Below are 13,030 nucleotides of genomic sequence, written 5' to 3'. Positions count from 1 at the left end.
GCATGACAAACCTCCTTGGATATATAGAATATTTTAATATATTGTTGGTCTATTTAAAAAGAAAAACATAACTTAGTACATTGGATTAGAGGATATCTATATGAATAGGTAGAATCTAATTATCTGGTTCACATTTTAAACCAAGGGGTACAAATTCGATGCGACGTGAAAAGGATTTGTTGAAACAATGGAAGGCGGATTTGCAAGCTATCCAAGAAGAGAAAAGGCTGAAGAAGAAGTCTAAGAAAAAGAATAAGAAATATAGCATTCCTGGTAATACAGCTGACTTCATGAATGGAAAAGATACTTTTCGTAAAGAGAATGGATGGGTATTGAAGCAAAGTAATTAATAATTTGAGGATAAATGATTTTGATTAAGTGTATAGGAATTATAGTAGGCGCTGCCTTGATTTTGGCGACGTCTTATTTGTTGTTAAGGAAAGATAACAAAACAAATAAATACAAGGTAAAAGGATATTAACGAAAAAGCCAAATTAGTAGGAAGTAAATTTAAAAAGTCCTGTCTTTTGACAGGACTTTCAAAAAGGGAACAACAGTTAACAATTGAAGGTACCCTTATATTACCATTACTGGTAATATAATTCTATGTGTTATGTGTTGAGAAATAATCTTCTATAAGATGAAAAAAAGTAACCAATGAAGTTAAGTAACGAATTGATGTAAAAATGACATTTGGACCTGTAAGTAATGGATATGAAACATATAGTTATAGTCAAGAAAATGAACAGTTCATAAGCTAGAAATTTTAGCTTGCATATAGTATATGTTGTAAAGAAAGGGTGGGGATGAAGCATGGAATGACCGAACTGGGGCATCGGGGGATAGTATTCGTGGGCTGTACGTTTCTTGGCGCGGGAGTGGGATCTATGTTTGGGGGCGCCAAAACTGGGTGGATGATAGGGATGGGCGCTGGGTTTCTTGGTATGGCTTTGAAGAGATGGATTGGGAAATAATATAACAGGTTCACTTTCTTCGATAAATAAAGCGATAGGCACATAAGAATGTACTTACATAGGATTTCAAAAAGAGACACCAAAGGGCGTCTCTGCATACTTACATTTCCACTTTAATTATTACAATACCCTTTTAACATACCTTTAGAAAAACGATTTGGATATAAAGCAATAAGCATCCCGTAGGGGCTTCCTTTCCAATAGCGTTGTAAGGGTGTCCGTAATTTTTGTTTTATGAGCCATCGTTGATTAAATACGTTTAATAGCTGTTTTTCATCCAGTTTTTCTTTCTCTTCAATGGTCCATCTTAATGCTTCTAGTGCTTTACATTTGGACCAAAAGCCAACTGGTGTAACTTTAAATTCCCATTCTTTAAAGCGACCTGGATATAATTCGTTTATCATTTTAAATGGACTATTTCCCCACATTAATTGACATGGAGACGCTAATCTGTGAGTCTTTAGCCACTTTATACTGTAAACATCCAGTATTTGTTCGGGCGTTAATTTTTCTTTTTCTTCAATGGTCCATTTCAATGCTTCTAATGCTTTTTCTTTTGTCCAGAAGTTATTGGGCGTCATGAGAAATTCCCATTCTTTAAAACGACTAGGGTACAAATCGTTAATCATTGCAAACGGACTACTATTCCAGTACATAGCCAGAGGGGCACTAAGTTTGTTTTTCTCCAACCATTTTTTGCCGTATACGCGTAAGAGCTTTTCGTTCGATAAACCTTTTTTTTCTTCAATCATCCATCTCAAAATCGTTAATGCCTTTTCTTTCGTCCAAAAATTTAAAGGAGTCATACCAAACTCCCATTCTTTAAACTCACTTGGGTATAAATCATTTATTGCTTTAAAAGGGCTATTTTCGTATCTATGTTTGAGTAATCCTCGTAATTTATACTTTACAAGTAATTGAGTGTTCCATTTTTTTCTGATGTCTTCCTTATCCCATTTTAAGATACTGTGTAATAAATATGTGATTACTCTGCGGGCGAGTTTATTATCCAAATCTTCTTTCCAAGTATTTGGAGGGAATCGTTTCCTTTTGCCATCCAATATTTCTTGATAAATTTCTTCTATCGTAACTGCTTTTATTGCCAATATATAAATCCTCCTATATTTGTATTTATATTTGTACAATATCACTATCAGAATTATTATATATATATTATATAATTTACATAAAATTATCATCGAAAACAACACATAAATTAGTTTTTTCTTAAAAATCTAATTATTACACAAATAAAAATTTATTTAAATTTTCTATTTTTTGGTATATACTTAACAATGAATTATTATATTTATATATTAGGAGTGTATTTGTATGGAGAAGCTTAACAAAAGCGATATCATTCGCACCGTTCCACAAAATGGTTTCTTTGGACATCCAAAAGGGCTATTTACCCTATTCTTTACAGAATTTTGGGAGCGATTTTCTTACTATGGAATGAGAGCAATATTACTTTACTATATGTACTATTCCATTTCTAAAGGTGGCTTAGGGATGGATTACGCCACAGCTGCATCCATTATGGCTATCTATGGTTCGTTAGTTTACATGTCTGGCATTATTGGTGGGTGGATTGCTGACCGCCTATTAGGTTCAAGTAGAACAATATTTTGGGGTGGCGTTTTAATAATGATTGGTCATCTCATCTTAGCTCTACCAGGAACGGTTAGTACATTATTTATCTCAATGGTATTTTTAGTACTTGGAACAGGGTTATTAAAACCGAATGTATCTAGTATTGTTGGTGATTTATATAGTGAAACAGATACTCGTCGTGATTCAGGTTTCAGTATTTTCTATATGGGTATTAATTTAGGAGCACTATTATCTCCGTTTGTGATTGGAACACTCGGTCAAAAGTATAACTTCCACTTAGGTTTTGGTGTGGCAGCAATTGGTATGCTATTTGGATTAATTCTGTATGTTCTTACGAAAAAGAAAAATCTAGGATTAGCAGGAGCGCAAGTACCAAATCCTTTAACAGACAAGGAAAGAAAAAAGGTCCTTATACAGTTTAGCATTGGTATTATCGCAATTGCACTAGTTTGTGTGTTAACAATTCCAACAGGTATTTTAACGATTGATCGATTTACTTTACTTGTAAGTATCTTAGGTATTCTAATTCCAACAGGCTATTTTGTCTTTATGTACCGTAGTCCAAAGACGACAAAAGTTGAAAAATCTCGCTTGATTGCTTACATACCACTATTTATCGCTGCTACAATGTTTTGGGCGATTCAAGAGCAGGGAGCAATCATCTTAGCTAGTTATGCTGATCAACGTACGCAGTTAAACTTTGCAGGATTGGAGGTTCAATCTTCATGGTTCCAATCTTTAAACCCTATTTATATTGTTTTACTAGCACCAGTATTTGCTTGGCTTTGGGTAAAGCTGAATTCACGCCAACCAAGTACAGCAAATAAATTTGCTATCGGTTTATTATTTGCTGGTTTATCATTCTTAGTGATGATTATTCCTGCATATATCCATGGTACCGAATCTCTTGTTAGCCCAATTTGGTTAGTCATTAGTTTCCTTCTAGTCGTAATCGGGGAACTTTGTTTATCACCTGTAGGTTTATCTATTACTACAAAACTAGCTCCAGCAGCGTTCTCTGCTCAAACAATGAGTCTATGGTTCTTAACCAGTGCATCTGCACAAGCTATCAATGCGCAGCTTGTTCGATTATATAATCCTGAAACAGAGATTATTTATTTTGGCGCAATTGGCGGTTTATCAATTGTTTTCAGTGTTATTTTATATTTTATGGCTCCAAAGATTCAGGTACTTATGAAAGGGATCAAATAATAGAGCTGTGCCAAAAACTTATTACCATACAAGTTTTTGTGCACAGTTTTTTTTAGTGCTTTATCTTATGTGAAATAATACTAGTTCCATTTTCAACTTTACTATTTTTAGATTGTTGTAGCGTTATGATAGCTTCCCTTAAACAAAGCAATGAAAAAGCAAAAAATACAGAGCTGGAAGAAGAAAATGACAAACGTTTTGGATATTTTAGTAACGAACAATTATAAGGAGTACCTCAATTTCGTGGAAATCCGTCATGCTATCATGTTTTATTATTAATAAAAAAACACAAATCTTTTGTAAGTGAACCTATTAGTATTAATTTCTAGATTCATATACTTTTATAATAATACATGAACTGAATTTTATTTAATCTTATTTATTTTAAAGGGAATTTCTTTTATTTTCCTGACAGCAGCTGAAAAGAAATTATGTACATTCGCAAACTGGTCCTATTGAGTTTTTCCTTCTTCGTACATTTAAATGGCATTCCTGCCTTGTACTAAAACTCTATCATCCTTTTTATATTTAATCATCTCGCTGTCTACCTTCAGTGTTCCATCCAGTAAACCATATTCAAATGGTAAACCGTTCAAAAAGCATGATCCATTGTATTCATAATTCTTATGCTCTTCTTGATATACATATTCTGCACGATCAGGTACAGAAAATCCCCATCTAATTCAATGATCTCCTTTAAATAAGGAAATATAGAAGTTGAGATTTTTTGGATAAATTATTAGTTCTAGGGGATTTTTTCAAAAAGCATAAGGAGTGGGATTTTCTACAACCGTAATACATGTCTTCATATTGTTAAAACATTTGAAATTTTTCTTAAGGATGAGAAAACTTCATATCTTATTTATATAATTTATGTTACGGTAAAATATGTTAATTAATTACAATAATTCCTAAGGGGAGCATACATAATGAAAGCAAAGAAACTAGTCACATTAGCAGTACCATTTATGTTGTTAATAGGTTGTGGAACTGATAAAACAGAAGCAAAGCCGAAAGAAAAAGTTGAATCTAAAGTAGAGACTAAGGAGAAGTTAACTAAAGAGAAGTATCCAGCTCATATGTCAGAGTTATCATCTGAGTTAATGAAGCAGGTTATAAAGATAACTGAGGTAGCTGTAAACACTTCTAAAGATATTAAGGCAATTCAGAAAGAGTTTCTAAAAGAAGAAGCTGAGTTACAGAAGGTTATTGTTAAATTTGACAAGGTAGAACCACCCAAAGAGTATCAAGATACTCACAAAGACCTTGTAAAAGCAGTAGATTGTTACAGTAAAGCATACAAGCTACAAGCTGAGATAATCAAGTCAGATTCAAAAGATTTAGTTAAGTATGAAGAGAAGTCGAAAGAGTTTAAAGAGTTAATCAGACAAGGTACTGAACTCTGGAAGACTGGTTCTGAGCCAATTCAAGGTGCTATAAAAGATAAAGTTAACCCTTTTCCAAACAAATCTAATAGTTCTACAACTTCTCAGTCTAATGATTCCATACAAATAGCATCAGACGGTAAAGAGTTATTCGGAGAATGGGGTAATTACAGGGAATCTGTATTCCACACAGGATTAAACTTGAGAGAAGATGGTACATACACGATGTACGATGATTCAGGAAAGACTTCTTACGAAGACAATCATATGACAGGAACATGGCACTACAATGGAAGTAAGAAGGAAATTACATTTATACCAAAAGAGTTTGTAAAAGACGGTAAGACGGTAGATGCAAAATACATGGAAGTAGCAGTAGACTACAGAGTTGAAGAATTTAAGAATGGTTATCTAAAGATTGTAGACACGAAAAAAGGTAATACAGTAACAGCAGAGAGACGCAAATAGTCATGATATTAATAGGTTACTCGTTAATAGGTAACCTGTTTTCCGCATCAATAAACTATCATTCAAGGAGTAGGAGAAATGAAGATTAAGAAACTAATAGGTTTTACTGTACCGATCCTATTATTGTTTGGTGCTTGTTCCTTTGATAAAGTAAACATCAAGTCAGAAAGCAAACCACTAGAAGAAAGTAAGGCAGAATCAAAAAGTAAGATAGATAAAGTTAAACCTGTAGATGTAGGTAACTATTCAATAGAAGAATATATTAACACTCTTTCAGACATAGCTTTAGAGATGGAAGACAAGGTAACTGAGATGGATAATTTACTTATAGGTGAAGACCTTCCATTACATAGCAAGTATAAGTATTTAAAATTAGCAGAAGAATCAATAGACTTGTCAGTACAAGCTAGAGAGTTAAAAGTACCAAAAGAGTTCGCAGAGGTGCATAAAGATATTGATAGAGCTATGCAGATGTACAGTACTGGTTTTCAATATCAAATAGACTATGTAAAGAAACCAGACCCTAAAAATTCAAATAAAGCTATAGAGGTTATAACAGAAGCAGGTAACTTATGGGTAGAAACATCTGAGAGACTAGGTAAAGAATATAGTAAAGTAGTATTACAATAAATTGGTTTTCAAGAAAGAATCTAAATAACCGCAAATAAAAGGGATGAGTCATATAATGTGAGTTGATAAGAGGTTTTTGAACAAACATTATTTGAAAACAACATTTAAAAGGAGTAAAAAATGAATACAATCAATAAAATCTTAAGCGATTTTGCTGCAATAAATGCAGACGAATATGTAAGTAATTATTATGGGCTTAGTATTATGTCAGAAAATAAAAAGGATAATATTTTTGAACTTGCCAAAAAGGCGACACACGCTACTAGTAATGACACATTAGAACTCATACAATTGAAAGAATGGAAAAAAGAATTCCTAATTTGCCAATATACCAATGGGGAGTCTTATTGGTTTGGGAAAATACCACACGGATATGATTTAAATGGATCGACTTCGAAGGAATATGTAATAGAGCAGTTATTAAATGTATTCAAACAAGAACCAGAAGAAGTTTATTGGATTAACTTAGATCCAGGAGGTTATTATGCATGCTGTTATGAAGAATATTTGTTTAAGACAAACAAAGGGATTTATTTTTTTAATATGCAAGTACACGATTAAATAATCAGGATTTGAAATATAGTTTTATTAATAAAAAAGATTGATAATAAAATGATCTAATAATAAAGAAAAAATAAATTGTTCTAGAAGACTAGTAGTCGAACCTAAAAAAAGACGCCATAAGGCGCCCCCAACTTGGGTTAATGAGGTTTTAGTTTTCCAATCTAAAGAAATATTGTATCAGCTCACAAAGAGAGTATATCATAACATCCAAGAGAAATAATATGCATTCTTACATATCGAAATAAATCTCGTATTCTTGCACTGATGGACCAGAGATAGCAAGATGTGAAGCCAATAAGAGCTGTGAAAATATCAAGTCTAGGATGTACTTACTTGCAAACAAACACAAAAGATAATAAATACATTACGTGTAGAAATTAGATTATGACTCCTGCTAGCGAGTACATCACATTGGAACGTACGTTTGTTTTTATCTCTCGCAACAAGCATAGTATTATTTTTTTATATAAATGGAAGTGCAGCTGCTAGTTATGCAGTATGATGAGCAAAGGGACGAAATCCTAGATTTGGCAATTACAGCATTGGAATGACGGGGAAGATTGCACGAATTTCGTTTCATAAGCTGTTAATGCGAATAGAAATCGTGTAGTACTTAAAACCTCTCATACTTGGACTGTAGTTGAAAACTTCTACACTTACTGGTCTTCTAGAGTACCAACTTATGAGACTTATAGTCTGAAAGCATTAGAAGGGAATGTTGGGGACGTTATTTAATATCGAAGTGATGTAACCGGCCATAAATGGCATAGTTTAATGGTTACAAAAAATCAACAGGCAGTTTCCAAATTAATCAGCATACTTCCGACCGAGAAAATGATGAAATTGGATATATTTTAGAATCTGAACCTTCTTTCAAAAGAGGTGGCATCTTTTTTGCTCTGTTGAAACAATAAAGAGAATAAAAGATATGTCAGTATCACGTTTATGGAATCATTAGTATCACAAAAGCCATCACGCAATGATAATTGCATGATGGCTTTTGTTGTTTTTTTTATTTCTTTGTCGCATTGACCCATGTAGCGATGTCCTGGATGACATACGCTGGAATATTTGAAGGGACTTCGTATTCACTAGGGTGACTTAATTCACCGTCGCCCTCCGTGAAGAGGTGATTCAATTTCGGATATTCTTTAAACTGAACATTACTGCGACTTGAAAGACCTTCTTGCCATCTCGTAAACTCTTCTTTTACTGTTACTTGATAATCACGTAAGCTTTGTAGAATCAGTAATGGCTCTTTTCGTGATTTCGCTTCCTCAACTGGATGCCAACGGCTCACATCATACATGAAATGTGGAGAAAGATAATTATAACCGGCTGGTGGGTGATCTGGATTAAAAGTAGGATCCTCAATATAAGCGAATTGTTTTTTTAGTTCATCAATATACTCCTTTGGTGCCCCAAGGTACTGATACTGATCAAGGAGCATGTCAGTAAAAGGGCGTGCAGGTGGTGCCATTAATATACTTCCTCTTACAAGTGATGAAGGTGCTTTGCTTAGTATACGTGGCATGGTGCCAGCACCTTGGCTATGTCCGAGAATGAAGATGTTATCTGGGTCAATACCTTCCTGCTGTGCTGCTGATTTTGCTGCATAGATGGCATCATCTGTAGTATCTCGGTCTAACGTAGCAGGTTCTGCAGTCATTTTAAAACCGTGTTCTAAGGAACGTTTCTCGTAACGTAACACTGCGATACCGCTTGATGAAAGACCAGCTGCAAGGTCTCTAAAGATTTTAGCTCCCATAAATGTACTGTCACGATCTTGCGGACCAGAACCGTGAACAAGTACAACAATAGGTACTTGTTCGCCAGGTGTATGTTTTGGAACCGTTAATGTGGCTGGTAACGGGTATGTAGCATTTCCAATTAGGATTTCACGTTCTTGGTAGGAATCAGGTCGGTCATAGCTAGGATTTGGGATGGTATAAGATTTCTCTGGCCCAGTCCTTACGCCAATTTCATCAACTTTGCCACCAGGCGTGAATTTAAGGAGTAATGGAATAGTAGTTCCTTCGATAGCTCCTGGAACTTCAACTGTTTGATGGACCAAGTTTCGTTCTTGTATAACAGGTGTTCCCATACTTGTAATCCTACTTCCTCCACTTTGTGTCCACCAATTTTGTAATATGTTTGCCGTAAATTTGGATTGAAAAGCAGCAGACGTCAATTGTAGTGCCTCTGAATATTTATCTTGCTGGAGATATTCAAAAAATAAAGACGTACGCTCCGTTAAAGAGACTGGTTTCTTTTCTGCAGTTTGTACCTCTTGTGTATCTGCATGAATCTTTGTTGTAAGTGAGAAAAAAGAGGCACCTAAAGAAAAGAGTAAGGCAAAAGAAAGTGCTGATTTTTGTAACTTCTTTTTTTTCAACCTGTTTAACCTCCAAAATATAATGGTATAAAATGAGTTTGGTAATTAGTGGAATGTTTCCCTATTGAGGTTTCGGTACATGTAAGAGGGAATCCTGCATACATATCATAAAAATCCTGTTTGAAAGAGTACAGGCGTTAAGCAATGGATTTAAACATAAATCTTTGCTAAATCATAGAAATCGATAGTTTTCCCAACAATGATTCCAATCCCATTATGATGTAAGGGAAGAAAAACAAAAAGAGAGGGAGAAATACGATGAAAAAAATTTTGTGGTTCATTTCTACATTGTGCATGATTTTAGCGTTGGTAACGGGGGCAGTAGCAAAGATGACAATGGAATTGTGCAGGTAAGATAAGGAAAGGATCCATAACGGGCGCTATTTTCCGAGTTACATAGAAAATACATATTAAACGTGAATTTGAACAAAATGGAAATTTTGATTAAAGGATTCTATATAAATAGGTAGAATCTAATTATTTGGTACACATTTTAAACCAAGGGGTACAAATTGGATGCGACGTGAAAAGGATTTGTTGAAACAATGGAAGGCGGATTTACAAGCTGTTCAAGAAGAGAAGAGGTTGAAGAAGAAAGCTAAGAAAAAAAATAAGAAATATAGCATTCCGGGTAATACAGCTGACTTTATGGATGGCAAGAATACTTATCGTAAAGAAAATGGGGTATGGAAGCAAAGAAATAAATAATATGTGGATAAATAATTATCAAAACAAGCGAATACAAAATTAAGATGCGCTAACGAGAATGGATAGGCCTTGCTAAACAACTTGCGTATATAAGGGAAAGCCTAAAATGGAGCACGTTTTTGAGCTGCCTGTTAATGATGAAGAAAATAGATATAAAGTTAAGTAGGTATGTGAAGTTAATGGTGTAAATCGTAAAGTTCTTTATAAGAAGGAAAAAGAAAAATGGGTTATGTAGAAATTAAAGTAGAAAATCCACCGCTATTTTATATTTAAAAAATGTTTTCTCATATTATATATTCTTTTATGTTAATATCAGATAAAAAAGGATGTATTAATTTTGGGTATATACTTAATAGGTTTAGGGATATTTCTCATTTGCTTGACCTTCATTTATGAAATTAGGGAAGTAGAAAGTGGAAGTTTAAAAGAAAAGGTTGGGTTAACTTTCGAACATCTTGTCGACCTTATTTCCTTAGAATTTAATTTTCCACAACTTTTCATATTATTAGGAGTAGGCTGCATCGTGTATGGTCTTGTTATTATGTAGAAAAAGAGACTGAAAAGCATCTAGATAAGATGCTTTTTTGCTTTACAAAAAAACTGCAGATATGCAGTTTATCCTGATAATTCCTTAATTAAGTAAGTCCCGAAAAAATAATGTAAATACTAGAAATGAGTTCAAAAATTTTTGTTGATTCATGCCGCTCTATAATCTTTGTTTTTAAGCTTCTTTCTAATATCAATAAATCCTATAATCATTATTGTCATGCATATTAACTTGAGCCAACGAACCTCGTGGTGGAACATTAGACCAGAGAAGAATTCATAAGTGTATAATAAACCGATAATTGGGAAGAGCCAAGTCATAAATTTTAAATCTTTTAGATGAAACTTATAATTATTAATCTTTTTCCACATATGTATCAACTCCTATTTTCCAGATATTCTGTAGTTTTTTTTAATAATATCTCGCATGTTTAGGATAAAGAATAGAAGGAAAATTAAGGATATGATGCCGTTAATCCAGTAGTATGTATGTCCTGTTGTGAAACCAGTATAGAAAGAAAGGGAATTCCAAACTAAAAGAATTGTTGAACAAATAGTAGAAATCAATAATGAACCAAAACTTCTCATGGTTGTCACCTCGATTCAAAATGATAGTGGGTATTTATAATTATAACATTTGAATAAAAAGATGTAAAAGGGAAGGATGTAATTAAATAATATAAAGTAATTACTGTGAGGCGGGGAAGATGGATAGGTAGCAAATTCACTGATTTTTTATTTTAAATAGAAAAAGGAATCTTTCAAGATTCCTTTTTCTAATTCCGATATATCTTAATCGCATATAAGTAAAGACATGAAATATTATATAACAATAAAAAAATATGAACAATAGTATTTTAGTTAACAAAAGGAGAAGTTATACAAAATATTTCCTAATAGTGCATAGATTAGTGGGCAATACGTAAAAAATTCTATAAGTCAACATCTTAGGAGAATACAACATTGCATCAGAAGAACCCACATTACTTATGCTTTGTCATAATCCTAAGACATTAGGTAAGTCAGTATTGATTAGAGAAAATGTAATCTTGCGTGTAATTCATTGAATTAGATATTTACTTTGTTAATTAATTGGTTTTATTATTATAATTATAACTGCATTTGGATAATAAAACCAGACTTGTAGTATATTGTATTATATATTAAAATTTATATATTCTTGTTAAACATTTTGAGGTTGGGTGGCGATATCAATGGAAAGAATTAGACGTATGACATATTTTTCAATTTTAGTGTTTGTTTTTACATTGTTTTTACCAAAAAATTTAGCATTCGCAGAAGAAATGGATAAGGTTTGGGATCCAGAGAAAGGGACTATATCTGGTTATATCTGGTTTGATGAAAATGGGGATGGCTGGATTGATCCTGAAGAACAAACAATAGCACCAGAAATGGGGGAAATAAAGTTATATTTAATTAATGAAAATGAAGAAATAGTAGAAGAAAAAATAGTTTCTAGATTACAAGATGGCCAAGCTCATTACTATTTTGAGGCAGAAGAAGGAAAATATAAAGTACGAGCGGAGTTTACTGAAAAGGAACGATATAAGCTTACTAGAGAAGGAAGGGATTCATTTTTCAATTCGACAACAAAAGAAACAAGATATTATCAAATTATAAAGTCAAATAATATAGATAGTATACAGTTAGGGTATGTAAAAGCAAGCTAGTTAAGAAGAGCTAGAAATTGCGCCTCTCATTTCTCGATTTTAAACTAGACATGGGAGGTGCTTATTTTATATAAGATAATAAGATAATATTATAGAACCAACTTATAATATTAGATTTAATTTGAACGTATCTTAATATTGAACAATAACATGGTCACTGGCACGAATTTAGCTTTGCCTTTAATTAATAAAGTCACTATTTTATTCGTCTTTGTTTTGAGAACTCAGGAGTTTTAGTATGCTCATTTTTCGACTTAACTTTCTTATAATCTTTATTCCCACGAAATTTATTGCTTTGTACAGTGTACTTCATTTAGAATTATGTGTACTATTTACTGCTAAAACAAAAGATGGTCTTAAATAAACATAAATAGGGTAAAAGAAGAATTGAAAAAATTTCAAACTCACAACTTCGCACGAAATACCAATTTTACGAACAATAAGATAAGTAAATAAAAATATACTACAGTATTTAGGGATTTCAAGCTCGGCTGCATGAGTTTTCATATATTGGTATGTATTTATATAATTCATGCTTTATATAGAAATCATTAAATGCTAAACTATTCGTTAAAAATTTTTATAGTAAATTATCTTTTAGTATATAGGATTTTTTCTTATGTTGATCTAATTAATCCCTCATAATCATGATTAAATTAGCTATTTCATATTAGATAACGAATTTTAAACTGTTTTCATTTATTGATTTTTTGTATGAATTTATATATAAAAATTGTTTTATTTTACATACATTTATATGTAGTTTTCACACTAATTTTTATGGTCTTATACAAATTTATCACTTAGTTAGCTATAATTTTTATTTGATTAACTACACTATAC

12 protein-coding genes are annotated in these 13,030 nt (G+C 32.6%); 8 read left to right on the top strand and 4 right to left on the bottom strand.

Annotated features, from left to right (window positions below):
* The first annotated feature begins 158 nt into the window (after positions 1-158).
* Complete coding sequence (locus tag GBN78_RS24805; protein ID WP_152127810.1) at positions 159-350, top strand: hypothetical protein; 192 nt, start codon at positions 159-161, stop codon at positions 348-350.
* Between the two features lie 501 nt (positions 351-851).
* Complete coding sequence (locus GBN78_RS30920) at positions 852-974, top strand: hypothetical protein (protein WP_264298954.1); 123 nt, start codon at positions 852-854, stop codon at positions 972-974.
* Positions 975-1,087: 113 nt separating this feature from the next.
* Here the strand turns inward: GBN78_RS30920 and GBN78_RS24800 are convergent, their stop codons facing one another.
* Positions 1,088-2,173 (bottom strand): DUF4046 domain-containing protein, encoded by a 1,086-nt coding sequence (locus tag GBN78_RS24800; RefSeq protein WP_391486229.1) that lies wholly within the window; start codon positions 2,171-2,173, stop codon positions 1,088-1,090.
* A gap of 133 nt (positions 2,174-2,306) precedes the next feature.
* Here GBN78_RS24800 and GBN78_RS24795 point away from each other — a divergent pair, with 133 nt between their 5' ends.
* The 4 genes from GBN78_RS24795 to GBN78_RS24775 all read left to right on the top strand — a co-directional run bounded on the left by GBN78_RS24795 (position 2,307) and on the right by GBN78_RS24775 (position 6,844).
* Positions 2,307-3,800 (top strand): peptide MFS transporter, encoded by a 1,494-nt coding sequence (locus GBN78_RS24795; RefSeq protein WP_076775609.1) that lies wholly within the window; start codon positions 2,307-2,309, stop codon positions 3,798-3,800.
* A 929-nt stretch (positions 3,801-4,729) separates the two neighbouring features.
* Positions 4,730-5,653, top strand: a complete 924-nt coding sequence (locus GBN78_RS24785; RefSeq protein WP_000644866.1) for a DUF3994 domain-containing protein — start codon at positions 4,730-4,732, stop codon at positions 5,651-5,653.
* Between the two features lie 78 nt (positions 5,654-5,731).
* Positions 5,732-6,283 carry a hypothetical protein gene (locus GBN78_RS24780; protein ID WP_016078415.1) on the top strand — a complete coding sequence of 184 codons (552 nt, stop codon included), beginning with the start codon at positions 5,732-5,734 and terminating at the stop codon, positions 6,281-6,283.
* Positions 6,284-6,403: 120 nt separating this feature from the next.
* Positions 6,404-6,844: a hypothetical protein gene (locus GBN78_RS24775; protein WP_016078416.1), complete on the top strand. Its 441-nt coding sequence runs from the start codon at positions 6,404-6,406 to the stop codon at positions 6,842-6,844.
* A 1,015-nt stretch (positions 6,845-7,859) separates the two neighbouring features.
* Here the strand turns inward: GBN78_RS24775 and GBN78_RS24765 are convergent.
* Complete coding sequence (locus GBN78_RS24765; protein ID WP_076775611.1) at positions 7,860-9,242, bottom strand: alpha/beta hydrolase family protein; 1,383 nt, start codon at positions 9,240-9,242, stop codon at positions 7,860-7,862.
* A gap of 516 nt (positions 9,243-9,758) precedes the next feature.
* Here GBN78_RS24765 and GBN78_RS24760 point away from each other — a divergent pair.
* Entirely contained in the window at positions 9,759-9,950 is a 192-nt protein-coding gene (locus tag GBN78_RS24760) for a hypothetical protein (protein ID WP_001250601.1), read from the top strand.
* A 696-nt stretch (positions 9,951-10,646) separates the two neighbouring features.
* On the opposite strand, the gene GBN78_RS30735 is transcribed toward GBN78_RS24760, so the two are convergent.
* Together GBN78_RS30735 and GBN78_RS30730 are read right to left on the bottom strand one after the other, a co-directional pair.
* Positions 10,647-10,868, bottom strand: coding sequence for a hypothetical protein (locus tag GBN78_RS30735; protein ID WP_000265595.1), 222 nt, complete (start codon positions 10,866-10,868; stop codon positions 10,647-10,649).
* A gap of 12 nt (positions 10,869-10,880) precedes the next feature.
* The gene (locus GBN78_RS30730; RefSeq protein WP_076775613.1) at positions 10,881-11,084 is read right to left on the bottom strand and encodes a hypothetical protein; all 204 of its coding nucleotides are present in this window, start codon (positions 11,082-11,084) and stop codon (positions 10,881-10,883) included.
* A 626-nt stretch (positions 11,085-11,710) separates the two neighbouring features.
* On the opposite strand from GBN78_RS30730, the gene GBN78_RS24740 reads away from it, so the two are divergent.
* Positions 11,711-12,187, top strand: coding sequence for an SdrD B-like domain-containing protein (locus tag GBN78_RS24740; RefSeq protein ID WP_061664238.1), 477 nt, complete (start codon positions 11,711-11,713; stop codon positions 12,185-12,187).
* Positions 12,188-13,030 lie beyond the last annotated feature (843 nt).

The organism is Bacillus sp. B2-WWTP-C-10-Post-4, from assembly GCF_009183805.1.
Lineage (GTDB): Bacteria > Bacillota > Bacilli > Bacillales > Bacillaceae_G > Bacillus_A > Bacillus_A cereus.
The sequence above is the reverse complement of the archived record's forward strand: the minus strand, read 5'-3'. Positions and strand labels throughout refer to the sequence as shown.